The 25,912-nt window shown below is 66.6% G+C and carries 22 protein-coding genes; 7 read left to right on the top strand and 15 right to left on the bottom strand.

All coding sequences use genetic code 11. The annotated features are described in order from the left end of the window. Positions 1-9: 9 nt before the first annotated feature. Genes AC1DTF_RS19630 through AC1DTF_RS19615 form a run of 4 tightly spaced genes read right to left on the bottom strand, consistent with a single transcriptional unit; the run spans position 10 to position 4,153 of the window. Positions 10-1,002 (bottom strand): SIS domain-containing protein, encoded by a 993-nt coding sequence (locus AC1DTF_RS19630; RefSeq protein ID WP_477475261.1) that lies wholly within the window; start codon positions 1,000-1,002, stop codon positions 10-12. Beyond that, complete coding sequence (locus AC1DTF_RS19625) at positions 999-2,198, bottom strand: glucosamine kinase (protein ID WP_477475260.1); 1,200 nt, start codon at positions 2,196-2,198, stop codon at positions 999-1,001. The genes AC1DTF_RS19630 and AC1DTF_RS19625 overlap by 4 nt, the downstream gene beginning before the upstream one ends. A 21-nt stretch (positions 2,199-2,219) precedes the next feature. Then, the gene (locus AC1DTF_RS19620) at positions 2,220-3,533 is read right to left on the bottom strand and encodes a glycosyltransferase (protein WP_477475259.1); all 1,314 of its coding nucleotides are present in this window, start codon (positions 3,531-3,533) and stop codon (positions 2,220-2,222) included. Next, positions 3,533-4,153 (bottom strand): TetR/AcrR family transcriptional regulator, encoded by a 621-nt coding sequence (locus AC1DTF_RS19615; RefSeq protein WP_057165520.1) that lies wholly within the window; start codon positions 4,151-4,153, stop codon positions 3,533-3,535. Before AC1DTF_RS19615 ends, AC1DTF_RS19620 begins: the two co-directional genes overlap by 1 nt. A gap of 208 nt (positions 4,154-4,361) precedes the next feature. Between AC1DTF_RS19615 and AC1DTF_RS19610 the strand changes: the two genes are divergently transcribed. The 3 genes from AC1DTF_RS19610 to AC1DTF_RS19600 all read left to right on the top strand — a co-directional run bounded on the left by AC1DTF_RS19610 (position 4,362) and on the right by AC1DTF_RS19600 (position 8,865). Beyond that, positions 4,362-5,750: an NAD(P)/FAD-dependent oxidoreductase gene (locus tag AC1DTF_RS19610; RefSeq protein WP_477475258.1), complete on the top strand. Its 1,389-nt coding sequence runs from the start codon at positions 4,362-4,364 to the stop codon at positions 5,748-5,750. Positions 5,751-5,763: 13 nt separating this feature from the next. Next, positions 5,764-7,221, top strand: coding sequence for an aminobutyraldehyde dehydrogenase (locus tag AC1DTF_RS19605; RefSeq protein ID WP_477475257.1), 1,458 nt, complete (start codon positions 5,764-5,766; stop codon positions 7,219-7,221). 216 nt (positions 7,222-7,437) lie between these two features. Then, complete coding sequence (locus AC1DTF_RS19600) at positions 7,438-8,865, top strand: APC family permease (protein WP_057165516.1); 1,428 nt, start codon at positions 7,438-7,440, stop codon at positions 8,863-8,865. 7 nt (positions 8,866-8,872) lie between these two features. On the opposite strand, the gene AC1DTF_RS19595 is transcribed toward AC1DTF_RS19600, so the two are convergent. Beyond that, positions 8,873-9,181 carry a hypothetical protein gene (locus tag AC1DTF_RS19595; RefSeq protein WP_477475256.1) on the bottom strand — a complete coding sequence of 103 codons (309 nt, stop codon included), beginning with the start codon at positions 9,179-9,181 and terminating at the stop codon, positions 8,873-8,875. 129 nt (positions 9,182-9,310) lie between these two features. Here AC1DTF_RS19595 and AC1DTF_RS19590 point away from each other — a divergent pair, with 129 nt between their 5' ends. Beyond that, positions 9,311-9,805, top strand: a complete 495-nt coding sequence (locus tag AC1DTF_RS19590) for an NUDIX domain-containing protein (RefSeq protein WP_477475255.1) — start codon at positions 9,311-9,313, stop codon at positions 9,803-9,805. Between the two features lie 5 nt (positions 9,806-9,810). Here the strand turns inward: AC1DTF_RS19590 and AC1DTF_RS19585 are convergent, their stop codons facing one another. Beyond that, entirely contained in the window at positions 9,811-10,254 is a 444-nt protein-coding gene (locus tag AC1DTF_RS19585; protein WP_477475254.1) for a hypothetical protein, read from the bottom strand. 331 nt (positions 10,255-10,585) lie between these two features. On the opposite strand from AC1DTF_RS19585, the gene AC1DTF_RS19580 reads away from it, so the two are divergent. Both AC1DTF_RS19580 and AC1DTF_RS19575 read left to right on the top strand, forming a co-directional pair. Further along, positions 10,586-12,652, top strand: coding sequence for an adenylate/guanylate cyclase domain-containing protein (locus tag AC1DTF_RS19580; protein WP_477475253.1), 2,067 nt, complete (start codon positions 10,586-10,588; stop codon positions 12,650-12,652). Beyond that, positions 12,649-14,058: a mechanosensitive ion channel domain-containing protein gene (locus AC1DTF_RS19575; RefSeq protein WP_477475252.1), complete on the top strand. Its 1,410-nt coding sequence runs from the start codon at positions 12,649-12,651 to the stop codon at positions 14,056-14,058. Before AC1DTF_RS19580 ends, AC1DTF_RS19575 begins: the two co-directional genes overlap by 4 nt. Before the next feature lie 86 nt (positions 14,059-14,144). Here the strand turns inward: AC1DTF_RS19575 and AC1DTF_RS19570 are convergent, their stop codons facing one another. The 3 genes from AC1DTF_RS19570 to AC1DTF_RS19560 form a co-directional block, all read right to left on the bottom strand. Then, positions 14,145-15,140, bottom strand: a complete 996-nt coding sequence (locus tag AC1DTF_RS19570) for an esterase family protein (RefSeq protein ID WP_057165510.1) — start codon at positions 15,138-15,140, stop codon at positions 14,145-14,147. A gap of 169 nt (positions 15,141-15,309) precedes the next feature. Continuing rightward, a complete protein-coding gene (locus AC1DTF_RS19565; RefSeq protein WP_477475251.1) occupies positions 15,310-16,707 on the bottom strand; it encodes a mechanosensitive ion channel domain-containing protein in 1,398 nt (465 codons plus the stop codon). Continuing rightward, entirely contained in the window at positions 16,704-18,872 is a 2,169-nt protein-coding gene (locus AC1DTF_RS19560; protein WP_477475250.1) for an adenylate/guanylate cyclase domain-containing protein, read from the bottom strand. The genes AC1DTF_RS19565 and AC1DTF_RS19560 overlap by 4 nt, the downstream gene beginning before the upstream one ends. A 91-nt stretch (positions 18,873-18,963) precedes the next feature. Here AC1DTF_RS19560 and AC1DTF_RS19555 point away from each other — a divergent pair, with 91 nt between their 5' ends. After that, positions 18,964-20,295: an NAD(P)/FAD-dependent oxidoreductase gene (locus AC1DTF_RS19555; RefSeq protein WP_057165507.1), complete on the top strand. Its 1,332-nt coding sequence runs from the start codon at positions 18,964-18,966 to the stop codon at positions 20,293-20,295. Positions 20,296-20,305: 10 nt separating this feature from the next. Here the strand turns inward: AC1DTF_RS19555 and AC1DTF_RS19550 are convergent, their stop codons facing one another. The 6 genes from AC1DTF_RS19550 to AC1DTF_RS19525 form a co-directional block, all read right to left on the bottom strand. After that, on the bottom strand, positions 20,306-21,586 hold the full coding sequence (locus AC1DTF_RS19550; protein ID WP_477475249.1) for an alpha-amylase family protein: 1,281 nt from the start codon (positions 21,584-21,586) through the stop codon (positions 20,306-20,308). Then, entirely contained in the window at positions 21,583-22,062 is a 480-nt protein-coding gene (locus tag AC1DTF_RS19545) for a nucleoside deaminase (RefSeq protein ID WP_057165505.1), read from the bottom strand. Before AC1DTF_RS19545 ends, AC1DTF_RS19550 begins: the two co-directional genes overlap by 4 nt. Positions 22,063-22,071: 9 nt before the next feature. After that, positions 22,072-22,278 carry a hypothetical protein gene (locus AC1DTF_RS19540; protein ID WP_156409010.1) on the bottom strand — a complete coding sequence of 69 codons (207 nt, stop codon included), beginning with the start codon at positions 22,276-22,278 and terminating at the stop codon, positions 22,072-22,074. Between the two features lie 134 nt (positions 22,279-22,412). After that, the gene (locus AC1DTF_RS19535) at positions 22,413-24,089 is read right to left on the bottom strand and encodes a tetratricopeptide repeat protein (RefSeq protein ID WP_477475248.1); all 1,677 of its coding nucleotides are present in this window, start codon (positions 24,087-24,089) and stop codon (positions 22,413-22,415) included. Positions 24,090-24,109: 20 nt separating this feature from the next. Then, positions 24,110-25,153, bottom strand: a complete 1,044-nt coding sequence (locus AC1DTF_RS19530) for a hypothetical protein (protein WP_057165503.1) — start codon at positions 25,151-25,153, stop codon at positions 24,110-24,112. Between the two features lies 1 nt (position 25,154). Further along, positions 25,155-25,754 (bottom strand): TetR/AcrR family transcriptional regulator, encoded by a 600-nt coding sequence (locus AC1DTF_RS19525; RefSeq protein WP_057165502.1) that lies wholly within the window; start codon positions 25,752-25,754, stop codon positions 25,155-25,157. Positions 25,755-25,912: the final 158 nt, after the last annotated feature.

The following is a 25,912-nucleotide window of genomic DNA, read 5'->3' as shown; positions in this document are numbered from 1 at the left end:
CCGCCTGACCTACCCGTCACCCGGCCCCGCGGAGTCCCCGTTCGCCGCCTGCCAATCCCGAGCCGCGACCAGTTCCGGAATGAGCGGCTCGGTCAACAACCGGACAGCGTCGACGTCGTCCCCCGGGTAACGCACCGTATGGGTGGCGGTGGGCACATCGCCACCCACCCCGACCACCGTCGTACCGCGCGGGCCGGTCCATTCGGCCATCTGGGCTTCCCACTTCGACCCGGCGAACACCAGCATCCGCAGATCGCTGTTCTTGGTGCGATACACGTCGACATGACTCCAGTCGCCGGTCTCGCACCCGATCGCTGAGCGCCGCGGTCCCTCCCGGAGCATCAACGCGCCCTGCTGGGCAGAGGAGAAACGATGCGCCGGAGCCACCAGATGTGTCTCCGCCTCTCCGAGCAGCGATTCCGAAACTTGAGGACGCCAATCGGTCTCGGTGGCCAGCAGCCGGTCACTTGYGCGCGCCGCCGACTCCACGGCCGCGATCAGGTCGGCGGTGGAGGTCCCGGTCAGCTGACATTCGAGCGCCATCAACATCGCCAGGGTGTGCTGGTAGCTGCGGCAGGCCACGCCGCCCACTTCGGGTTCGGCCAACATCTCGACGGTGTCCGTGCAGCGTGTGGTGATGGTGGACCCGGGTGTGTTCGTCAGCGCCACGGTATGCGCCGAACCGTCGAGTCGTTCCAGAGCATCGAGGGTCTCGACCGATCCGCCGGTCGCCGAGGTGGCCACCACGAGGGTCCCCGGCCCCCATTTGGGCAGCAACTCCGAGGACGCGATCTCGGACACCGCGCAGATGCCGCGGGCCCGCAGCCGCCCGGCGGCGATGCCGCTTGCGTAGGCCGACGAGCCCATGCCCAGCAAGACGACGCGTTCGACATCGGCGGGAACGGTGTGCGCCCACGGGTTCCGTGTCGCCAGTGCACCGGCCAGATTGGTCAGCACGTCGGGCTTGCGGGCGAGATCGGTGGCGAATCCGTCGGGTTTCATCGGCTCGTTTCGTTGAGTAGGGCGGGCAGCGCCGCGTCCGGGACGTACATCCAGCGCGGTAGGTGACGGCCCGCGTAGACGATCTCACGCAGCACCTGTTGCAGGCGGAAGGCGCCGAGGGCGTCGTCGATGTGCAGGTCGGTATGCCCTCGGTGGGTCAACCTGCCGAGGTACGCGGTGTACAACGCCGCCCGCGACACCGCGTCGACCTCGGCGAGGGTGTCCGCACCGAGATCGGAGCGTTTGACGGCGACGATGGCGACGTGGGACAGCGACTGCAGGATGCCGGCAAGATCGACGGCGGCCGGTACGGGTCGGACGCGTTCGGCGGGCGGGAGCACTGGATTGCCGTCGAAATCGGTGATGAACAGCCGATCGTCGGTGCGCAACACCTGACCGACGTGCAGGTCACCGTGTCCATCGAGCACCGGCACATCCACCAGTCCGGACAGTCCGTCCAGGATGCGCTCGATATCGTCGGCGCGCTCGGTGAGCAGCACGGCGTTGGCCGGACCGGCGAGCAGGCGTGCCTGGGCCAAGGTGTCGAAAGCGCTGTCGCGCCAACGTGTCGCGTCCTCGGACGTCGACCGGGTCGATGTGCTGCCCAGCGCCGCGTGCATGTCGGCGACCACGATTCCCAGGGCGCCGCAGGTTTCGGTGACGACACCGAGATCGCCGCTGGTGGCCGCGGCGATGAACAGATCCTTCGCCCAGGTCCAGCCGTCGACGGCACCCGGAAGGTAGCCGTTCACCGTGGCGACCAGGGTTTCGTCGCCACCCTGCGGTGTCCAGGTGACCACACCCCACGGGGTCGGCATGGATGTGAACCCGGCGGCGGTGAGGGCCGCGAGCCTGCCCGGCGCGGGATGCGGCCCGGGCTGCAGGTGGGTCGCCCACTTCACCACGGCCTGCTCGCCGACGATGACCGACTCGTTGGTCTGGTCTACGGCGACCGGACGTTCGGTGCCCGGCCGGTACCGCTCGGTCCATGACACCACGGAGAACCGGCCGTGCGACGAAGTGCCGGGGGCCTGGGCGAGCAGGCGCAACAGCGCGTCGGCGGTGCCGTCGCCCGCCGTCGCGCGCTGCCAGCCACCGGATGCCCAGACCACGGGAACAGCCGACAACGTCCCGTCGTGATCGACGATGGCCAGCGCGTGGCCATCGTCGAGCGCGAGGAGATCGGTGGGATCCATTGACCCGTCGGGCAACACGGGTCAGCCGCTGGCCGTCTGGTGCGACAAACCGGTGCGTTCGATGACGTCGGCGGCCACGCTGAGGCCATCGCGTGCGCGGACGGCCGCACCGATCTTGGACACCCGGTCGCGCAGTTCCTGATCGGCCAGGATCGTGTCCACGGCGGCGGTCAGTTCGGCATCGGCGAAATGGTAGGTGTCCAACCGCACGCCCAGCTTCAATTCGTCGATGCGCTGGGCATTTTCGTACTGATCCCAGAACAGCGGCAGCACGATCAGCGGCTTCCCGAAATGCAGGGCCTCGGTGGTGGTGTTGTTGCCGCCGTGCGAGATCACCGCATCCACCAGTGGGATGATCCTGGTCTGCGGCAGCATCTGCGCTCCGACCATGTTGTCGGCCAGCGTGATCTTGTCCGACTGCGGGCCCTTGCTGACGATGAAGCGGTGCCGGGTGGTCCCGAGGATGTCGACCAGCCGCTGCATCAGCGACACGTCAGCCGCGCCGAGCGAACCCAGCGACAGATAGAGCAGCGCGCTGCCCTCTGGGCGGTCGGCCATGGCGGCAGGCAGTTCGTAGTCCTCGTCGGTCTCCCGGATGCTGGAATCCACTCGCGTCCACGATGCGTCCAACGGCCGCCTGTCGACGTAGTCCGCCTCGGCCGGATAGATGTAGATGGTGGCCGCGTTGTCGCGCGGCATGAATTCCAGATCGGGTAACGGCGCCCCACCCTGTTCGCGTACCCAGGCATCGAAGTCTTCCCACAGCGGCCGCAACGCGCGGTCCAATTCGGCACGATATCCCGGCCATTCGGATCTGTCGTCACTGGGCAGACCCGAAAAAGGCGGCGGGACATCAGGTCCGGGTACTTCCAGCGGGCTGCAGGAGATGAACCGCACGAACGGCTTACCCGCGGTGGACAGCGCCGGAAACAGCACCACGTTGTCTTCGACGATCACATCGGGTTGGTGCTTGTCGATGATCTCGCGTAGGCGTGGTTCGCAGTACTTGGCGCCGTCGATGAGCGCCTGGTAAGTGGGACCGATGAAGGTCTCCAGCTGGTCGAGGGTCGGCTTGGCGAATTCGGGGGCCGTCTCGGCGATGAAGTCGGTCCAGAACTGGCCCGCGTCACCGTCTTCGGCGCCCTCGACAGGAGCCGCCAGATCGACGAGTTCCTCGATGAACCCGTACTTGGCGATCTTTCCCGCCCATGAGGATTCGGCGGCGAAGACGATGGTGTGGCCGCGGTCGCGGAGCTTGGCTGCGACGCCGATGCATTGATTGGTGGGTCCGTAGGCGGACTCCGGCCAGAACATTATGGTCAACGCCTGGGACATCATTCGGTCCTTTCGCCGTCAGCGCAGCGGGGTAGGGGATGGCCGGTAGCCACCCGCGCGTAATCGAGAATCAGTTCGGTGGACGCGTCGGCATCCAGACTCGGATGGCGGGCCACCATGCGGTATCCATAGGCGTCTTCCAGCGCCACGATGTTGCGCGCGATGGTCAGCGACGGTGACGTCAACGTGAAGACGCCCCGGGCGGCACCCGATTCCAGGATGACCTGGTACATCGCCACCTGGCGATCGAAGAGCGCGGTGAGCAACACCGCGTAGGTCGGGTACCGGCCGGCGGCCCCGCCGAGCTCACAGAGCAGTTTGACTGCCGGGTCATCGGAGTCGACGGGCAGACCGGACTCGATGGTGAGCACCAGACGGCGGTCGGGTTCGGCGATGCCCTCGATGCGGCGGAGGCGGTCATCGTAGAACCGCTCCATGCCCGCCCTGTTGGCCTCCACGAGGAGCGTCTGCACGTCGGGAAAGTGGTACAGGACGGCGCCCGAGGTGAGCCCGGCCTCGGCCGCGACCTGATTGAGCTGGACGTCCGCGCCGTGTTTCATCACCGCCCGTTGTGCGGCGTGCAGCAGGTTGGCGCGTCGTTCGGTGCGGCTGACCGCCACGGGGTCCCTCCCACTCGTCTGTCATGAGTCACCGTGCCAGACAGGCTGCCATAGCGGAAGCATTTCTTGAAGAGAAACTCAGGTTTCACATAAGTAACCACATTGACATGCAGTTTTTGGTGTTGTGTTCTCTGAACGACAGTGCAACTATCGTCCTGCCATCGACCGAATCAACGATGGCGGTCACCGATCGACAACGGAGCAGGACGTGAGAACCACCGACGAGTTACGTGACGCAGAACCACGGCCCGTGTGGTGGGACGGCGTGCACACCGAACCGCAGACGCAGCCGTTACGCGGGCGTGTCAGCGCGGACCTGGTGGTCGTGGGCGGCGGATATACCGGTCTGTGGGCGGCGATCGAAGCGCTCACCGCGGACCCGGGCCGCCGGGTGGTCGTGCTCGAACAAGCGTGGGTGGGTGCGGCGGCATCGGGGCGCAACGGTGGCTTCGTCTCCGAGTCGCTCACGCACGGCATCGCCCACGGCCAGGCGATGTGGCCCGACGAACTCGACGAGTTGCAGCGCCAAGGCCGGCAGAACGTCGAGCAGATCGCAGATATCCTGCAGCGCAACGAGATCGATGCCGATCTGCGCTTGGTCGGCAAAACGACGCTGGCCAGAACTGCGCACGAAGTCGAGGCGCTGCGCAACGCCGTGCCGAGCTATGCCCGCCACGGCGAGGACGTCGAGTTCCTCGACCGTGAGCAGGTCCGTGCCGACATCCACTCGACCGCCTTCCACGGCGGGCTGCGGATCCACCGCGGCGGCCTGGTCGACCCGATGGCGCTGGTGCTCGGATTACGCCGCTTGGCAGAGGAATTGGGTGCCGTCATCTTCGAACGGTCGCCGGCCACCGGGATCACCCGGACCGGTGGCAACCTCACCGTGCGCAGCACATACGGCGAGGTCGACACGTCACACATCGTGCTCGCCACCAACGCCTATCCGCCGTTGTTGCGGCGGCTGAAGTCCTGGATTCTTCCCGTCTACGACTACGTGCTCGCGACGGCACCGCTGACCGCCGGTCAGCTTGACTCGATCGGCTGGACGCAGAACCAGGGACTCACCGACGCCGGCAACCAGTTCCACTACTTCCGCCGCACCCGCGACGACCGCATCGTGTGGGGCGGCTATGACGCGATCTACCACTTCGGCAACGCCGTCGCCCCCGAACTCGAACAGCGCGACCGGTCACACCGACTGCTGGCCCGGCACTTTCGCGAAACATTCCCTCAGCTTGAGGACCTGCCGTTCACCCACCGCTGGGGTGGCGTCATCGACACCACCAGCAGGTTCACGCCGATCTTCGGAACAGCTTTCAACGGGCGCCTGGCCTACGCGGTCGGCTTCACCGGCCTCGGTGTGGCATCGACGCGTTTCGGTGCGCGCGTAGCTCTCGATCTGCTGGGCGGGCGGCCGACCGAACGCACCAGCCTTCGGGCCGTCACCAGCAGCGCCGTGCCGTTTCCACCCGAACCGCTGCGCTGGTCGGCGGTCGAGATGACCCGTGCGGCCTTGGCCCGTGAGGACGAAACAGGCCGCAGGGGAATGCTTCTGCGCACCCTGGACCGCTTCGGTGTGGGCTTCAACAGTTGACAGGAGTATGCGCATGACCGCAGGACTGTTCCATCGGGGTGAACGGATCGCCGGCTCCGGCGGCGACCGCACTCTGGTCGACCCGTCGACAGGGGAGCCCACGACGACGATCTCCGAGGCGTCGATCCAGGACGCCGAGCGCGCCGTCACGGCCGCGGCCGAAGCCTTCCCAGGGTGGTCGGGCCGGACTGCCGGCGAGCGCGCGCGGATGCTGCTGCGCTGGGCCGACCTGATCGACGCCCATTCTGCCGAGCTCACCGCACTGGAGGTCGCCGAAACGGGTAAGCCGGAGTCGGTCTTCCGCGACGGTGAGCTGCCTTTCGGCACCGACAATTTGCGCTTCTTCGCAGGGGCGGGCCGCTCCCTGGAGGAGACCGGTGCCGGCCTGCTCAGCGAGGGGTACACGTCGATGATCGTGCGCCGGCCCGTGGGTGCCGTCGTCGGCATCGCGCCATGGAACTTCCCGATGATCATGGGGCTGTGGAAGATCGGGCCCGCGCTGGCCGCCGGCAACACCATCGTCATCAAGCCGGCGCCCTCGACTCCGTCGACCACGCTCTACATCGCTGAACTCGCGATCGAGGCGGGTGTTCCACCAGGGGTGCTGGAGGTGGTGACCGGTGATCAGGCCGTCGGTGCGGCCCTGGTCGCCGATGAGCGGATACAGCTCGTCTCGATCACCGGATCGACCCGTGCCGGTCGCCAGGTCATGTCGACCGCATCGGTCCGCGGCGCCCGGGTTCATCTCGAACTCGGCGGCAAGGCACCATGTCTGGTGTTCGAGGATGCTCACCTCGACGACGCGGCGCACGGTATCGCGATGGGCGCGACCTACAACTCGGGGCAGGACTGCACCGCGGCGACCCGCGTGTATGCGCACGAATCGATCATCGACGATCTCATCGAACGTCTCACGGTGGCTTTCGGTGCCATCCGCGTCGGCGACCCGCACGAAGCGTCCACCGACATCGGCCCGCTGATCAGTGTCGAGCACCGGGCGCGGGTTCACGGTTTCGTCGAACGTGCCGTCGAGGCCGGCGCCACGGTGCGTACCGGAGGTGTGCTGCCGGAAGGCCCGGGCGCCTACTATCCGCCGACGCTGATCACCGGAGCGGAGCAGTCCGCCGAGATCGTGCAGGACGAGGTCTTCGGGCCGGTCCTGGTGGTGTTGCCGTTCGGCGATGAGGCAGAAGCGATCCGGCTGGCCAACGACTGCCGGTACGGCCTGGCGTCCTCGGTGTGGACCTCGGATGTGGCACGCGCACTGCGCACCGCGCATTCGATCGACGCCGGTGTGACATGGGTCAACGACCACCTGCCGATCGCCTCCGAGGCGCCACACGGCGGCGTCAAGGCAAGTGGTTTCGGCAAGGACATGAGTCAGGCCGCGGTCGCCGAATACACGGTCGCCCGGCACATCATGGTCAAGCACGCGCCGCGGGTGGCGCACAGTTCGTTCCGACCGTCCTGAATATCACTTCTCCGAGACCGTTCTGGCGCAGCTGTGGCCAGATCGGTGCCGAGTGCTGCTCGATAGCTCGAAAGATGTTGCGCCACAATAATTCAAGAAGCGCTGCGACATTGACGTCGAAGCCTTAACGTGTGAACAACACGTGGCGCAGGTCCTCCCAAGAGGACGCCGCCGGCCTTTCGGAACCACGACCCCACGCACTGGAGGAACACACCTATGACAACCAATAGGGAAGCAGCAGAGCTGCATTCGGTGGACGAGGTGCTGCCGCGCAAGATGCGCTGGTTCGACGGTTTCGCGATGGCGATGACGATGCCCGCCGCGCTGGTAGCCACCCTGGGCGCCTCGATCGCCGGGCTCGGCGGCTGGGGCGCCGCGGTGCTGTGGGCCATCTCGATGGCGATCTCGTTGGCGGTCAACTGGATCTACATCGAGTTGGCGGCGATGTTCCCCAACGCCTCGGGAGGCATCTCGGGCTACGCGGCCGAGGCATGGAAGAAGCGGGTGCCCTGGTTCGCGCCCCTGGCCGGCGTCGGATACTGGCTGCCGTGGGGGTCCAACCTGGCGACCTACGGCTCGTTCACCGGCCTGCTGGTGCAATCCCAGTGGTTCCCCGACCAGGAGTGGACGTATGATCTGGGGCCCCTGCACTTCAGCTTCCCGATCCTCATCGGACTGATCGTCATCTTCGTGCTGTATGGCATCAACGTCATCGGCGTGCGGGTCACCATGGCCTTCGTCTATGTGACCGCGGCGATCCTGATGATCCCGCTGGCCGTATTCATCTTCTTCCCGCTCTTCAACGCCGACTGGGCACCGATGGACCTGACGTGGAACCTGCACGGCCTGGAGGGTCTGCACACCGCGATCGTCTGGCTGTACGTGATGGCCTGGACCACACTGGGTATCGAGGTCTGCGCGACCTTCGCCTCGGAGTACCGCGATCCGGTCCGGGACACGTCGCGGGCGATCCGGGCATCGGCGCTGTTTTGCCTGGGAGTGTTCTTCCTCGTTCCGCTGACCCTCGGCGGATTCGCCGGTGAAGAGGCGATCGCGGCGGACCCCTCCACCTTCTTCGTGGCGAGCTTCTCGCAGTTGACCGGGGCAGGTGCGGACGTCATGGTGCTGTGCCTGATCGCTTCTCTGGTGCTGGTGATGTTGACATCTGTAGCCGACGCGTCGCGGGTCCTGTTCAACATGGGCAAGGAAGGCATCACCGTGCGCTCCATGGGCAAGCTCAACCGCCGCGGTGTTCCCATCCGTGCACTCAACGTGATGCTGGTGCTCAACATCGTTCTGCTGGTGGTCCTTCAGCAGCCGCTGGCGATCATCGTCACCGGCAACCTCGGCTACATCCTGGCCCACGTGCTGGCGGTGACCGGTTTCGCGCTGTTGCGCAAGGACCGCCCCGACGCGGTGCGCCCGATCCGCCTTCCGCGGGTCTTCGTGCCGGTGTCGATCGGTCTGGCGATTCTGCTCTCGGTGATGCTGGTGGTCGGCGCGACCGGGTTCTCGGTCACGGGATACGGCGGCGTGCTCGAACTCGGCATCGCCGGGTCGATCCTGGCAGCCGGTGTGGTGCTGTGGTGGTTCGTCCAACGCAGTGACCGGCGAGACGATGCCCGGGTGAACGCGACAGACTGAGCGCCGGTCACTGACCGTAGGTGAAACGTAGATTGGCGTTGATGAGTTCGCCGAGACGGTGCCGTATACGGCTCACCAGGTCGGTGTCGGGTTCGGGCTCGTCCATGCACAGGGTCCAGCGCAAGTCTGTGCCGCCGTCATCCGTGGCCGTGAGGTCGAACCGCACGATCGCGTCGGGGCGCTCGGGCCACAGCGACGACCAGACGACCAGGCGTGCCTGATCACTTTCGAGGACGGTCGGTGCGATCTCGTCATCTTTCACCTCGAGCCAGGGACGTGCCGGTTGGCGGTGAGGGTCGCACAGATCCTCGAACAAGGCCCATGGCGGCGCGGGCTGGCTGCGCCTTCGGGTTGCGATTTCCTTCATGCGTTGCCCCGGTGTCTGGATTGTCGTCGATTGAGGTGACCGCACCTGGTGTGCGATTCCACCCCTCATGATGGTGTCATGGGCGACTCGCAGGTATCAGCCGATCGGTACTACGCGCATCTAGCCCGTGTCCGCCAAGGCGCCGGCGCGCTCATCACGACCGACGACGGCCGCATCGTGATGATTGACACGACCTACCGCGACTTCTACGAAATCCCGGGCGGTGCCGTCGAAGCCGGAGAGTCCGCACTGGCCGCATGCGCGCGGGAGTGCCGAGAAGAACTCGGAATCGACGTGGCGGTCGGGCGGCTGCTCGCGGTCGAACACCAGAACGACGGCGACGAGCGCGGCGATTCGGTCATGTTCGTCTACGACGGCGGGTCGGTCGCATCCGGGGACCTCGCACGACGTAGTCCGGATCCGGAAGTCGCGGCTGTGGTACTCGTCGAGCCGGCGGACCTGGACGCGGTGACTGTCCCGCGCTTGGCCGACCGCATCCGTGGAGCGCTGAGCGCACGTGAGAACCGTTGCCTGCACGAGGCTGTCGACGGCAGGTCCCGCTTCGACGGCTGAAGCCGCTACTTCACCCGGTCCAGCCAGCGCGCGATGCGTGGCTCCAACACCGCGAGCAGAATTCCCGCGACCAGCCACACCCCGGACAGCGCGACGGTGGTGTTCCACGCGTCCATCGAGAAGCCCTCGTCATCTTCGGTGTGGAAGTACGGGGTGACGATGCCGTATTCGATGGCCGGTGCCACCGCGATGCTGAACGCGAGACCCGTTGTGGCGCCGAAGGCCCCGCGCAGCAGGTAGGAGCGCGGGCTGCCGTTGGTCGGCGCGGCGTGATGGTGGGCGAGCAGGATCAGCAGCAGCATCAGACCGATGACGACCGCCAGGATGTCCCAGTCCTCGCCGGCGAAGATGAAGGCGACGGCCCCACCTACCGTGGCCAGGGCCAGCGCGCCGGGATCGACGCGGTGCTGCACATGCAGGGTTGGTGTGCCCTGGTCATCGGCTGCCATGACTGAACTTTATTGCGGCTGCGCAGATAATTCGGCGCGAATCGCCGCCGCACAGCCAAAAGCCGCGGCGCCGGCGCGGTGCCTCGTCGTCTCGCGCCCGAGCAGTGGTTTGGCTTGATTCGCGGAAGGTCGCCGCGTATTCGGTCATCGCGGCATATCTTGATGACCTGATCAGTCGGTACGCGGTGGGTGCGGCAGCGCATTCTTTTGCGTCTCGGCGATGGTTCCGATCATCCGATGGAAGAGGTCGCTTGTGGCATCACGCTTCGCCCGTTCAGGTGGGTCGCGTCGGTCGCTCGGCATTCAATCCAAATTGCTGATCGTATTGCTCGTGGTCAGTGTCTTGTCGGTGCTCGTCGCCGGCGCCATCGGATATGTGTCGGGCACAGACTCGTTGCGTAGCGCGGAATTCGCCCGGATGACGCAGCTCCGGGAGTCCCGGGCGCGGGAAATCACCGCCTATTACCGAATGATCACCGACGCCGCCTCGATCGTCACGCACGGGACGACGACGGTGAACGCTGCCCGCGAATTCGGTGCGGCCTTCGCCGAGCTCGAATCCACCCCGCCGCCGCCCGCCGCGGAGGCCAACGTGGCGAAGTTCTACGAAACGGTGTTCGCACCCGAGTTGAGTGCACGCACCGGTGAGCCGGCCGACCCGACGCTGTTCGAGCCGACCGGCAACGCGGCCATCTACCTTCAGAACGCCTACACGGTGCCGGCCGGGGGCGACTTCGAGAAGGCACTGGCGGTGCGGACAGCCGGTGATCCCAGTGCGTGGTCGGCGGTGAACGCGCGCTATCAGAGCTTTTTCGCGGACCTGACGACGAGGTTCGGTTTCGAGGACGCGCTGGTGCTCGATACCAACGGCAATGCCGTCTACACCGCCTACAAGGGTGCGGACCTCGGGACGAATTTGTTCACCGGGCCCTACCGGACATCGTTGTTGGCCGACGGTTATCGCGAGGCGCTGCAAGCCACATCGGTCGACCAGACCTTCGTCACCGACTTCGAGCGCTATCCGCCCTCCTATGACAAGCCGACGCCGTGGGTACTGTCACCGATCGGCAGCGGCGGCAACATCGTGGGAGTTCTCGCCCTGCAGATGTCGCTGGACGGCATCAACAATGTGATGACCGGTGCCAACGGCTGGGAGCAGGACGGACTGGGGGCGACCGGCGAAACCTATCTCGCCGGCTCCGACAAGTTGATGCGTTCGGCCTCCCGTGAGCTGGTGACCAATCCTGACGGTTATATCGACGCGGTGGTCGACAACGGCACGCCCACCGACGTCGCCGAACGGCAGGTGGCGGTCAACGGAAGCGTCCTTCTGCAGCCCGTCGACACGCTGGCGGTCAACAATGCGCTGGCCGGTGAATCCGGCGTGGTGACCGATGACGACTACATCGGTCCGGCCTCACTGGTGGCCTATATGCCGTTGGACATTCCGGGCCTGGATTGGGTGCTGGTCGCCAAGATCGACGAGAACGAGGCACTGGCCCCGGTCAACAGGTTCGCCCGTAACATCGCGCTGTCGACCGCCGCCATCGTGTTGGTCGTGTGCATCCTGGCGTTGCTGCTCAGCCGGATGCTGACACGTCCGTTGACGCAGTTGGCTTCGGCCGTGCGCCGGGTGACCGGAGGTGAACTGGGAGTCAGCGTCCCGGTGACGACCCAGGATGAGTTCGGTGACCTGGCCGCGGAATTCAACAATATGAGCGACAGCTTGAGAACGAAGCAGGCACTGATCGACGAACAACGCCGGGAGAACGACGAACTTCTGGCCTCGTTGATGCCGGAGTCGGTCGCCCGTCGATTCCGCGGGGGCGAGAAGACAATCAGCAGCGATTACCGCGACGTCTCGGTGATCTACGCAGAGCTGTTGAACTACAAGGATTTCAGCCGGTCGTTGGCGTCCGACGAATCGGTGCGGCTGCTCAACACGCTGTTCGAGTCCTTCGATGCGGCAGCCGAACACCACGGCATCGAGCGGGTGCGCGGCTTGCACAACGGATTTCTGGCGACCTGCGGGCTGGTCACTCCGCGAGTCGACCACGCCAGCCGCACCGTCGCTTTCGCGATCGAACTCGCGGAGGTGATCGAGCTGTTCAACAAGCAGCACAACGCGGGGTTGACGGTGCGGGTCGGCATCGACAGCGGGCCGGTGTCCAGCGGGCTGATCGGCCAACGCACCAGGATCTACGACCTGTGGGGTGAGGCGGTCGATCTCGCGCACCGGGTGCATGCCGCCGCAGATCGACCCGGCATCTTCGTCAGCGACCGCGTGCACACCAGCCTCACGGGCTTCTACACGTTCGAAGAAGCGGGCACGGTGACGACCAACGACGGCACCGAAACCGTCTGGGCACTGCAGATTCCGACCCGGGTGACGTCATGAACGCGCTGATCTCACAACCGTGGTTCTGGCCGACCGCCATTGTCGTGGTCGCGCTTCCCGTGGCGCTGTTGATCCTCAACGAGGTGCAGCAATATCTGTCCCGCCGGCACAGCAGCTACGCCCGTCCGGTGGCGCTGCTGCGCAACGCGGTGTTACCGGCGCTGGCGCTGCTCATCCTGGTCGATCAGCTCAACGACACCGACGCCGAGGCAACCTGGCCACGGCTCGCGGCGACGATGTTCGGTTTCCTGGTCATCCTGTTCGCCCTGTCGGGGGCCAATGCGGCCCTGTTCGGTCAAGCCCGTGCCGGTAGTTGGCGGGAACGGCTGCCCTCGATCTTCATCGACCTCGGCCGGCTCATCGTCATCGCGATCGGACTGGGCGTTCTGTTCTCCTGGGTGTGGGGGACCGATATCGGGGGGCTGTTCGCCGCGGTCGGTGTGACATCCATCGTCATCGGTCTCGCGGTGCAGACGGCGGTCGGCCCGGTCATCGCCGGGCTGTTCCTGCTCTTCGAACAGCCCTTCCGCATCGGAGACTGGCTGGACACCCCGTCGGGGAAAGGTCGTGTCCTCGAAGTCAACTGGCGTTCCATTCACATCGACACCGGCAACGGCATCCAGATCGTCCCGAACGCGACGTTGGCCGGCGCGTCGTTCACCAACCTCAGTCGCGTGCACGGTGCCGCTTTTTATACGACCGCGACACTCGCGTTCGCCGCCGATGACCGGCCGGGCACCGTCGTCGAGACCCTCAGGGCCGTCGCCGATGCCCTTCCCGCCAAACTGGCCGACGTCGACTCGCGAGTATCCGCGTTGGGCGCCGGCGAATACCGGGTGTCGGTGCCGATCGGATCACCCGCCGAGGACGGCTCGACCAAAAATGCGCTGCTGCAGCGGACCTGGTAKGCGGCGCGGCGCGCCGGTTTGCATCTCGACGAAGCCGACGGCGGATTCGTCGACGACACTCACATCGCCGCCCACCCCCGTCGGATCGCGTCGGCTCTGGGCCTCGACGAGGAGACCGTCGCCGACATGATCGCCGAAAGCCGTCAGCTGATCTACTGCCAGGGGGAGGTCGTCCAAGAGGTCGGATCGGTACCGGATGCGCTTGCTTTCATCGTCGCCGGGGAACTGGAGCTGACGGTGATCACCGACATCGGCGAGCAGGTTGCCGTCGGGCGACTCGAGGTGGGGGATTACATCGGGACCACCGCGTTGACCCGTCAGCCGGTCCTCACCGGGGCGGTCGCGCTGACCGACACCACCTTGCTCGCCATTCCCCGACGCACCATCAGCTCTGTGGTGCAGAGCAATCCGCAGCTGGCCAGGATGTTGGGCGAAGCCATCGAACTGCGCCGCCGCGCAGCAGAGGACGCGCGCGGCGCTCAGGTGCAACCGACCTGACCGGGCCCCCCGAACACACAAAAGCAGGGAGCCTGCCGTTCGGGGGGTACGGCAGGCTCCCTGGGTTTTGGTGGCTCAAGCCCTCATCAGGCGACGGCTTGAGCTCCCAGCACACGCTGGATATCCGGCTTCATCATCTGGAGCTGCTGGCCCCAGTAGCCCCAGCTATGGGTGCCGTTCGGCGGGAAGTTGAACACACCGTTGGTGCCACCGGCTGCGATGTACTTGTCGCGGAAGGCGACATTGGTGCGCAGCGTGAAGCCCTCAAGGAACTGGGCGGCCATCAGGTTGGCGGCGTTTCCGGCGGCATCGAGATCCGACGGGGTGCCGGTGCCGCAGTAGATCCAGACCCGGGTGTTGTTGGCCACCAGCTGGTTGATGTTGACCATCGGGTCGTTGCGCTTCCAGGCCGGGTCACTCGACGGGCCCCACATGCTCTCGGCGTTGAAGCCACCGGCGTCGTTCATGGCCAGACCGATCAGCATCGGCCACCAGCCCTCGGACGGGTTCAGGAAGCCCGACAGGGTTGCCGCATAGATGAACTGCTGCGGGTGGTGGATGGCGTAGGTCAGCGCCGCGCTGCCGGCCATCGAGATGCCGACCGCGGCGTTGCCGGTCCGCGACACGCCCTTGGCGGCTTCCAGGTAGGTGGGCAGTTCCTGGGTCAGGAACGTCTCCCACTTGTAGGTGTAGTTCTGCCCGTTGCCCTTCGAGGGCTGGTACCAGTCGGTGTAGAAGCTGGACTGGCCGCCGACCGGCATGACGGTCGACAGACCTGATTCGTAGTAGTACTCGAATGCGGCTGTGTTGATGTCCCAGCCGTTGTAGTCGTCCTGGGCGCGCAGACCGTCGAGCAGGTAGACCGCGTGTGGCCCGCCGCCCTGGAACTGCACCCGGATGTTGCGATTCATGGACTGGGAGAACACGTCCAGGTACTCGACGGGCAGGCCGGGCCGCGAGAACGCTCCAGCGGTCGCCGAACCCCCGGCGAAGCCGATCAGCCCGGGCAGCACCAGGACTGAAGCGGCGACCACCGCCGCCCTGCGTAGCACTCCGCCTCGGATATTTCTGATGAACTTCATAACGGCAACCAACCCACCTTTCTTCACGTGTTAAGCAAGCGCCGCTGCTTTCTTCGTGAGGTAGTTGAACATGCGCCTCAGCAGTCACACGCGTAACAGCGCGGCGTGGTGTGGTCGCGGGTTGCTAACGATTGCGACTCGGAGTCGAGACCAGCTCCGACACCGGTGTTCAGTCGGTCGCGGACAGCGCCTGCCGGACGGCGGTCTGGCGTTCCTCGATGGCCCTGCCGAATTCCTGCAGCAGCACCGGTTTCCGGGCGACGAGCTGCTCCAGGTCACCCCGGTCGATCTGCACGACGGTGACCTCGTCGAGCGCATACGCGCCCGTCGCAACGGGCTCCCGGGTCAGCGTGGTCTGGCCGAGGAAGTCGCCTTCCTCGGCCGTGCGGACCGTGACGATCACGCCGTCGTCACGCACCGCCGTCAGTTTCACCCGGCCCTGCACGATGAACGTCATTCGGGTCGGGACCTGACCGGGTGACTGAATGGACTCCTCGGCGCCGTACCGCGCCAGCCGCACCCGGGACGTCACATCGTCGAGCTCGGCACCCTTCAGACGCAGGCTGGACGCCACGATCGTCATGGCGTCAGCGACCCGCTCCGGAGTCGCGAAATCGTCATCGGCCTCATCGAGATGAAGCTCGGCCCGACGCGATGCGTACCAGACCCAGCGCAGGAACGTCGCCCTGGCGGCGACGTCATCGGTGGGGGAGCGCAGCGGGATGGAGGCCTGGTAGTCCAGCCCACCGCTGTACACGGCGGTGGCCGTCGCACCGGCACGCAGGTGCGGTAGCGCATTGGCCGCCCGGGCCAGCAGGGCGCACACCACATCCGGTGAATCCTCCACACCGAACACGCAGCGCACCGTGATCGAGTGCTGACCGGCCGGCCGGCTCAGATTGGTGAACGACGCACCGGCGAGCACCGAGTTGGGGATGATCTGCATGCCGCTACGGGTGTCGATATGCGTTGCGCGCCAGTTCACCTCGATGACACGTCCACGCGCGCTCGGGGTGTCGAGCCAGTCACCGAGGCGGAACGGCTGCTCGAACAGCAGCAGAAGACCCGAGACGATCTGGCCCACCGAATTCTGCAGCGCCAGACCCAACACGATGGACGTGATGCCCAGCGCGGTGAACAGACCGCCGACGTTGGCGCCCCATACATAGGAAAAGATCAGGGCCAGCCCGACGGCGATCACCGCAAAGCGGGCCACGTCCAGAAAGATCGAGGGCATGCGTTTGCGCCAGCTGTCGTCGGGAGCGCCCTGGAACAGGGTGGCGTTCAGCCCCGACAACAACAGGATGAGAACGACGAATCCGAACCCCGTGGCGATGATCCGCACCGGCGTGGCATTCGCGGACACCTCGTTGGCCTTGGTGAGCAGCAGCAACAGTGCGCCCAGCGGCAGGATGTAATTGCGCAGCAGTCCGACCGCGCGAGCCAGCGTGCTTCCTCTGCGCACCAGTGCGTTGCGCAGTTCGGTCAGCAGCACGATCGTCAGGGGCAGGCCGACGGAGATGCCCACCGCCCAGGCAAACCATGGCGCTCCGGTGATCTCGTTCACGGCTGGGTCTCGACGAGCCGCCACACCGGCTCGGCCCCGTCGGCTCCCACGACCTCCCCGGTCTGGACGAACCGGTGTTCCTCACCGAGGGCGTCATACACCCTGGCCGTGACGTAGATGCCGCCCTGATCCGAGCCGGTCTGCACCCGGTTGGCCAGATCCACCGTGGCGCCCCACATGTCGTAGGCCAGGGTCGAGCGCCCCACCAGGCCGCTGGTGACGGTGCCGGTGTCGATACCGGCCCGGAGCGTGAGCGCGCTGCCGGTCTCGCCGTTGAAGCGGTTCACGATCAGCTGCATCTCCATCGCGAAATCCACTGTGCGCCGGACATTGTCGAGACGAGGTACGTTCAATCCGCAGCTGGCCAGATACCCGTTGTGCAGGGTGCGGATATGTTCCACCCCGAGACTGTCGGCCGCGGCGTCGAACTGGCGGACCAACCGGTTGACGATGGCCAGCGACTCCTCGGAGCTCAGCTCCGCCGAGAGTTCCTCCAGGCCGACGATGTCGGCGAAGATGACGGATACGTCCTGATGATCCTGGGAGATGGTCTCTTCACCGTCGCGATAGCGCGCCACCGCCGTCTCCGGCATCAGGGACAGCATGATTCTGTCGTTCTCACTGCGCTGCTCGTTGAGCAGATCTTCCTTGATGGCCAGGTTGCGACTCATGTCGTTGAAAGCCACTGTGAGATCGCCGAATTCATCTCTGGACAGCACCGGAACGGTGACGCCGTAGTCCCCGGAGCTGATTTGTCTGGCTCCGGCTTCCAGCCGGCGGATGGGTCGCACGAAGAACCGCGCCAGCAGCATGGCCGCGATCGAGACCACGAAGATGATCGCCGCGGTGGACAGCACCAGGGTGCGGGTGAATGCCGACACCGGCGCGAACGCCTCTGCGGTATCGATCTCGGCGATCACTCCCCAGTGCAGCCCCTCGATCTCCACGGGTCCATACGCCTGCAACGACTGCTGCCCGAGGTAGTCGTCGGTGACGACAGTGCCGCGTTCACCGCGCAGGGCGCTGTCGGCGGACGGACCATCGACCGGTTGCACCAGGGTGGTGCCGTTCTGCCGAAGCGAGTCCTCCGCGACCTCCGGGGGCGTCCCGGCCTCGATGACGGCGCGTTTGAACGCTTCGCGATCCTCCACGAACAGCCGTGAGTCCGAGCGCATCAGGCCGTCCGGCCCGACGATGTAGGTTTCTCCGGTCCGGCCCATCCCGGACGCCTCCCACTGCTTGTCCACCGTCATCAACCGGTTGATCTTCGAGATGGGGAACTGCATGGCCAGCACGCCCGTGGCGCGGCCGGCGTCCCCGACCGGAGACACCAGCCACGCCGTGGGAGCGGGTGCCGGCTGGTATTCACCGAAATCGGTGATCGCCACGTAGTCCACCGCGTTGGACTGCATCGCCTTGACGTAGGCCTCGGTGAGGTTACCGCCCTTGTAGGGGCCGCTGAGAATGTTGCTGCCGAGTTCGACACCCTTGTTCGCGGTGTAGACGATGTTGCCGCGGGTGTCGATGAGCAGCGCGTCCTCGTATTTGAAGCGGGTGACGATTTCGCGGAAGAAGTCGTTGTACTTCGCGTTCGCCGCCGACCATGCGCTGCGGTCACCGGCGTCGTCGAACAGAATCGACTGCTGGTCGTCGGTGAACGGCGTCGTGTACAGGGCCTGCAGGTAGCGCTGGGCATTGCCGTAGGGCAGCAGCGCGGCCACATCGATCTCGTTGCCGGTCTGTTCCTTTTCCTTCTGCGCGAACGGTCCGGTGTAGTAGTCGGTGAGGCGTTGTTGCTGCTGTGGGTTGATCGTGGCGTCGGCCAGCTGGTCGAAGCCGGCGGTGAAATCCTGGAGCGCCTGGGTCGCCGTCGCGCCGCGGCTGTAGATCACCAACGAGTCCTTCAGATCCGCCACGCCGATGCCCAGAGTCCGTGTCTGCGCCTCCCGGATCTCGGTCAGCCGGTCGAACACCGACTCCCGCAGCGACTCGTGACCGGACTGATATCCGATGAAGCCGACGATCGCCGCCGACAGCACGCTGGTCGCGAGCAACATCAACAGCAGTCTGGATTGGATACTGGCTCGGGAGAACAGGTGGCGCCGGCTCAGGTGCGGTGTCGACGCTGTCGCGTCGAGGTCGCCGGGCGCAATCGTGGTCGGCATCAATTCGGCAGCCTATCCCGGCGACGAGCGGTGGCGCTCCGCTTGGCGGATGCCGGCCGTCGGCCCCCGCGATGCAGCTACCCTCGAAGCGATGAGCGACGAACGCACCAGGGTGCTCATCATCGGCGGCGGATTCGGCGGACTGTTCTGTGCGCGCAGGCTCGGCAGACACGACGTGGATGTCACCCTGCTCGACCGCGGCGCGGGCCATATCTTTCAGCCGCTGCTGTATCAATGCGCCACCGGAACGCTGAGCATCGGGCACATCAGCCGGTCGCTGCGTGAAGAGCTTTCACGCCACCGCAATGTGACCACCCTGCTGGGCGAGGCGATCCGGCTGGACCCCGGCACCCGCACCGTCACCGCCATGCGTCCCGATGAAACCACCTTCACGGTCGGCTACGACGTCCTGGTGGTGGCCGCGGGCATGAAGCAGTCCTATTTCGGCAACGAGCATTTCGCCGAATGGGCGCCGGGAATGAAGACACTCGATGACGCCTTGTGCATCCGTCAACGGTTGTTCACCGCTTTCGAGATCGCCGAGACGTTGCCCCCGGGGCCCGAACGGGACAGCTGGCTGACCTTCGCGGTGGCCGGTGGCGGACCGACCGGTGTGGAGATCGCCGGGCAGATCCGCGAGGTGGCCAGCAGGACGCTGGCCAACGAGTTCCACAGCATCGCCCCCGAGGACGCCAAGGTGTTGTTGTTCGACGGCGGCGACCGGGTGCTCAAGAGTTTCGCTCCGGGCCTGGCGGGCAAGGCCACCCGCACCTTGGAGGCGCTCGGAGTCGAATTGCACATGGGTGTACACGTCACCGATGTAGGACGCGACGGGGTGACCGTGACGCCGAAGTCCGGTGGGGCAGCCGAACAGTTCGCCGCGCGCACCGTGTTGTGGACCGCCGGTGTCGAGGCCGTGCCGTTCGCGCGGCACGTCGCCGAAGTGCTGGGGGCGCAGGCCGACCGCGCCGGCCGGATCAGTGTCGAACCCGATCTCTCGGTGCCCGGGTACCCCGAGGTCTTCATCGTGGGAGATCTGGTCGGCCGCGACGACCTACCCGGCGTCGCCGAGAACGCCATGCAGGGCGGGCTGCACGTGGCCGCCTGCGTGCGCCGGGACCTCGATGGCAAACCGCGCAAGCGCTACCGCTACCGGGATCTGGGATCGGCGGCCTACATCAGCCGGGGCAACGCGCTGCTGCAGGTCGGGCCCGTCCGGGTGTCCGGTTTCGCGGGCTGGCTGGGGTGGGGCTTCATCCACATCGCGTTCCTCACCGGGCTGAGCAACCGGGTCAGCACCCTGTTCACCTGGATGGCAGCCATCGGCCGGGCCGACCGCCACCATCGGGCCTTCATGCTCGGTGGCGGAACGGCGGCCGAACAGCACTACACGTGGTCCGAGTGTGACGAGACGCCCGGCTGATCGAGCCGGATCATCCGGCGTCGACGATCACCCAACCGTGTGCGGGCACCACGAGCTGCTGCACCCGTTCGGCGGGTGGGGCGCCGGAACCGGCGACGAYGTGGCCCGGGTCGGGTAACTGCGCCGACAGCGGCTCGTCGTCGATGTTGAGCGCGACCACCAGCGCGCGGTCGCCGGCGCTGGTGCGGTAGATGTAGCCCGTGTTGGTCAGCTGCAGGGACTCGGTGGTCGCGGTGTGCAACCACGGGTTCCGGCGGCGCAGGCCGATCAGATACTGATGCAGCGACAGAATGTCGTGCGGGCCCGGCTGCGGATGCCCGAATTCGGGGCGCACCGCGTCGTCGCCACCGACGCGTTCCTCCTTGACGCCGTGGGCCGCCCATTCGTCGCCGGCGTAGATACTCGGCGTCCCGCCGGTCGTCAGCAGGAGCACCAATGCGTGTTCCACGTGCCGCACATCGGTCAGCTGGCTGGCGATTCTGCTGACATCGTGGTTGCCGATGAAGGTGAGCGGGACGAAGGTGTCCAGGAACTCGTTGTGCCGCTGCAGGGCCCAGTCGAGTTCGTGGAAATTGCCGTCGTTGAGGCTGCTCCAGATCGCCTTCCACAGCTCGTACTGGGTGATGGAATCCAGCGTGCCCGCACGCAGCTGCGCCGGGTAGTCGCCGTGGATGACCTCCCCGACGAACCACGCATCGGGGTGCCGGCGGCGCACCTCGGGCAGTACTGCGGCCCAGAACGACGGGGCCACCGCATAGGCCGCGTCGAGGCGCCAGCCGTCGGCTCCGCGTCCGAGCCAGTGGTCCATGACCTCGATCGTGTAGGCGATGACATCGGGGTTCTCATGGTTCAGGGCGATCAGTTCGCCGTGGCCCTCGAAGGTGGCAAAACCGTTGCGGCTTTTGCGGAACCAGTCATCGGGGCCGTTCGCCAGAGCATCGCGGTAGCGCGGAAAATCGGTGCCGACGTGGTTGAACACGCCGTCGAGCAGCACCCGCAGTCCGCGCCGGTGGCATTCGCCGATCAACTCGTCGAAGTCGGCCTCGTCGCCCAGGCGCGGGTCGATACGCAGGTGGTCGGTGGTGTCGTAGCCGTGGGTCCGGGAAGCGAATACCGGGCCCAGCGCGATCCCGGAGGCGCCGAGTTCCACTGCGTGGTCCAGCCATTCGACGATGCGCAGCAACCGGTGCTCATCGGCGGTCGGCGGCTTTTCGGAGGGAAACGCCCCGACGAAGCCGAGTGGATAGATCTGCCACCAGATGACGTGCTGCACCCAGCCTGGATCGGTCACGGGCGGAACGTCGCTTCGTAGAGTGCTCGCATGTCGTCCTCCAACTCCGGTGCCGGCCCGTCGCAGGGGATGCCGGGCGCGACGACCGTGATGGGGAGTGCGGCGACCGGCGCGGGCGGGGTACCCCACTCGGTGCACCACCGGCTCAGTTGCTCCGAGGAGGTCGCGTAGACGATGCGGCCGAGGCCGACCCAGGCGTGCGCGGCCGAGCACATGGCGCAGTGCTCACCGGAGGTGTACACCACCGCGGTGGCGCGCTGCTGCGGTGTCAGGCGTTCGACGGCCCACCGCGCGATGGCGAACTCGGGATGTCGGGTGGCATCGCCACCCTGGACCCGGTTGTGATCTTCGAACAGCACACTGCCCGACTCGTCGACCAGGATGGACCCGAACGGTTCATCGCCACCCTCGTGGGCGGTGCGGGCGAGTCCTACGCAGCGGCGCAGATATTGCAGGTCTTTGTCGCTGATCGGCACACCGGCAGTTTACGCGGGCATGCTCGCCAGGCCGGGAGGCTCGGCATCGGCGGTCGGGGCGGACCCCCAGCACCATGCCGCGTAGGCCGCCGCGACGGCGATCGCCTCGAGGTCATGATCGTCGCCGCCGGCCGAACGAACGGGGTCCTCGACGGCACCCCGGATCATCCGGACAAGGGCGAACAAGGGTTCTTCTACATGGCGTTCGCACGTCATCGGGCGTCCTCTCCACAGCGGAGGGCAGCACCTCACCCAGATGTGTGCAAGCCCCCCGTATCGCTTCTGCCGCCAACAGTAGCCCTCACCACCGCAAATGGTGGCATGACACGTTGAGAGGCAACCAAATTCATTCAATCGCAACATTGGGTCGGCTGGTTTGTGACCTCCAGCCGGCAAGCGCAGGACGCCAGCACCGGAACATCGGCCCGTGCCCGCGCCACGTCGAGCTCCGCGGCGATGACGTCGGCCTCCTCGTCGCGGCCCAGGCGGCGCAGGCTTTCGTGGTATCCGTGCAGGCTCCAGACGTTTCCGGGGTGCTGGCACGAACGCCGCAAGGTGTCGTCGAGCCCCAGGTCGGCGGCGTAGACGCCGGCGGCCTCCTCGACCCGTCCCTGTTCGAGCAGCAGGGCCCCGTAGGCGTGCCGGGTCGGTTGCATCCAACCCCACGGCTCGTCGTAGGGCAGCGCGTCGTCCAGTGCGATGGCACGCCGCAGATGGCTGAACGCTTCCTCGAATCGTCCTTCCCGGTAAGCGATTTCGCCGTCGAGCATGGCCACGGCTACCGCGAGGATGTCGCGGCTGGTGTTGTTGAACAGGTAGCGGGAATCGGGGATACGCGCGTAGCTCGCAGCCAGCGCCTCCTGTTCGGCATGCGCCTGAGGTAACTGGCCTTTCGCGGCGTGCGCGACACCGCGTCCGTAGTGAATGGTCGCCGTGGTGGTGCAGTAGAGGTCCGGGTCCGCGGGCAGGGGCAGGGCGGTCAGCTCGTCCCACCGGCCGAACCGCACCAGGACGTGCACCCGCAGCGGGACGAACGCCTCCAGCCAGTCCGCCATCGGTGGTGATTCGATGGCCAGCAGCTCGGGTGTCAGCTGGCCGGCGAGCTCGGCGGCCGCATCCTCGGCGACCTGGAACCGGCCCTCGAACATGGCCGAATAGACCACGAAGTGCAGATCGTGCGCGCGGTAGAGGGAGTAGAAGTTCAGCGGGCCGGACCGTTCGACGAACTTCCGGTCTGCCCGCACCGCAGCGTGGTTGGCGATCACCGAGGCTCGGTAGTCGCCGCAGAGCACATCGATGTGACTCGGCATGTGCTGCAGGTGCCCGGCGTCGGGGACCAGATCGCGCAGCAGATCGGCCGCGGGCAGCGCTTCCTCGGGGTGCGCCGACATCTCCATGGCGTGGATGTAGAGGTGCAGTACGCCGGGGTGCGCACGCCCGATCGGGGTGGCAAGGGCGGCATCGAGAATGGCCTTGGCCTCGATGACCCTGGATCCTTCCGCGGGATCCCCGGTCGCGCTGTCCCACAACGCCCATGCGGTGACGTTGAGCAGGGCGTCGGCAGTCAGGGCCTGGACGTCGACGTCATCGGGATGGCTCTGCACCACCGCGGACATGGCCTCGGCGTAGGCGAGGTGGCCCGCGGCGAGCGCTGCCGCGTCATCGGGGTCGTCGGTGGGGAAGCGCGTCGCCAGCGCATCGATGAGCACGCGCTCGGTGGCCGATGCCCGGCCGCCCGCCGCGGCGGCCAGCTCCGCCCGGGCGCGGGCCAGCGAGACCGCGAGTTCGACCGGGTCGAACGCGTCCCACGCCTTGTTGTAGTTCGGGCCGACGGCGTAGGCGATGCCCCACCGGGCGATGGCGAGGTCGGGATCCAGTTCGAGGGCCCGTTCGAAACAGTGCACGGCCTCTTCGTGATTGAACGCGTAGGCCCACACCAATCCGCGGTCGAACCACATCTGAGCCTGCGGGGCAGTGGTGTCGATCGGCCGGTGATAGGACCCGAGGTCGTAGTACGGCTCGCTCATGGCGAGAACGATAGTTGTCCTCAGGTGCGGGTGGCGATGCGTTGCCACAACTGCTTGGTGCCGGGCATTCGCAAGGTGGTGGCCAGCACCGCCAGGATGCAGCCGGTTGCGGCCCAAATCATCAGCGTCCCAAGCGGTGTCAACGCACCGTTGCCGCCGAAGTATTCGATGCTGCGCAGCAGTGAGACCCCGGATCCCTGCGGAACGACGTGATTGAAAGTCGTGTAGAAACCCGACAGCAGCGGCCGCCCGATCGGTCCGGCGGCAGCGGCGTTGCCGACGACCACCAGAAATGCGGTCACCGCCATCGCCGCCGCCGTCCCGAACGCGGCGGCCACCCCGGTGACGGCGCCGCCGACGGCCATGGCGTAGAGCCACAGTGCGCCGAACACCTGCCAGGGATGGCCGGTCAGCGCGCCGAGTGCGGCGTCCACGTACACGGTCACCACGCCGGCCAGCAGCGCGGAGTAGGCCGAGAGCGTCAGGGTGCGCAGTCCCAGCGTCCAGGGCCGCCGCACCGCGCCGACCAACCGGCCGAACGCGGCGGCACCGACCGAGGCCCCGATGGACACGAAGATGACCGCATAGAACTCGACGGTGCCGGACGGGTCGCCCGCCGACGTCGGCGCAATGTCGGTCACCACGGGTGCCAGGCCGGCCTCGGTCGCGGTTGCRCGTCCGACGGTCTCGGCGGCGGTGGCGACGCTGCGCCCGCCGCCGCCCGCGACATAGACATCGAGGCGTCCCGATGGCTGGACCACGAACGCGGCGTCGGCCTTGCGTTCGAGGACCTGGGCACGGGCCGCGGCGTCGTCACCGACGGCGGTCACATCCAATTCGGAGCGCGTGTCGAGCGCGTCGAGCATCTGCTGCGGTGCGGCGACGGCGATGTCGAGGTGGTGCAGGGTGGGTTTGGCGAAGGCGCCGGCGTAGCTCGCGATCATCGCGAGCACCAGCAGGGTGAAGGTGACCATGGCCAGCACCACATGGCGGACCTGGGTGCGGGTGATCCCGTGTCCTGTCGGGATGGACGGTGCGGTGGTCTGGCCGTTGTGCTTGCCCATGTCATGCCCTCCCAGCGGTGTCGGGCAGCGTCAGAAGCGCGTTGACGGTGTCGAAGGCGGCGGCGACACGGTCGCGGAGGTCTCGGGCGTCGCGCGCCTCGGGCTCCTCCATCCAGGACCGCAGTACCTCCATGAAGCCGCCCACCAGGAAGCGGGTCACGGCTTCGACGGTCAGTCCGGCGATCGGCGTCACGGTGCCCCCAGGGCCGGTGCCCGCCCGTGCGATCTCGGCGCAGGCGGGGGCGAGTTCGGCGCGGAAGGCGCTGACCACCCGTTGGGTGACCGAACTGGGCACCACATTGCGGTACATCGCGCGGTGTTCGCCGGCGAAATCGAACAGGCGCATGATGCGCACCCGTGCGTCGCCGCCGTTATCGGCGCATGCCTGTCCGAAGGCGACCGAGAAGGCCGCCGCGACGGCGTCGTCGCGGTCGCGGAAGTGTTGGTAGAAGACCTGCCGGCTGACACCCGCCCGGCCCACGATGACGGCCACGGTGAGTTCATCGACCGGGCGTTCGTGGGCGAGCGCGAATGCCGCCTCGTGCAGGAGGGTGCGGACCCGCTCGGCGCGCGGGTCGGCGCTGTGTGTGCGTGCTGCCATGAATCACAGCGTAAGCCACTTCGTGGACAGATGACTACGAAAGCTTAGGTTATCTATGACACCTGCTGAGCTGCGCTGTGACCCGCGTCCCAGGCCGGGCGAAACTCGCGTACCCGTAGTTGGGAGCGGGGTTTTTCGACGGTTACGCGAGTTTCGCC

This window comes from Mycobacterium sp. P4_H6 (assembly GCF_056400845.1).
This window is presented reverse-complemented; position numbering and strand designations above follow the sequence as displayed.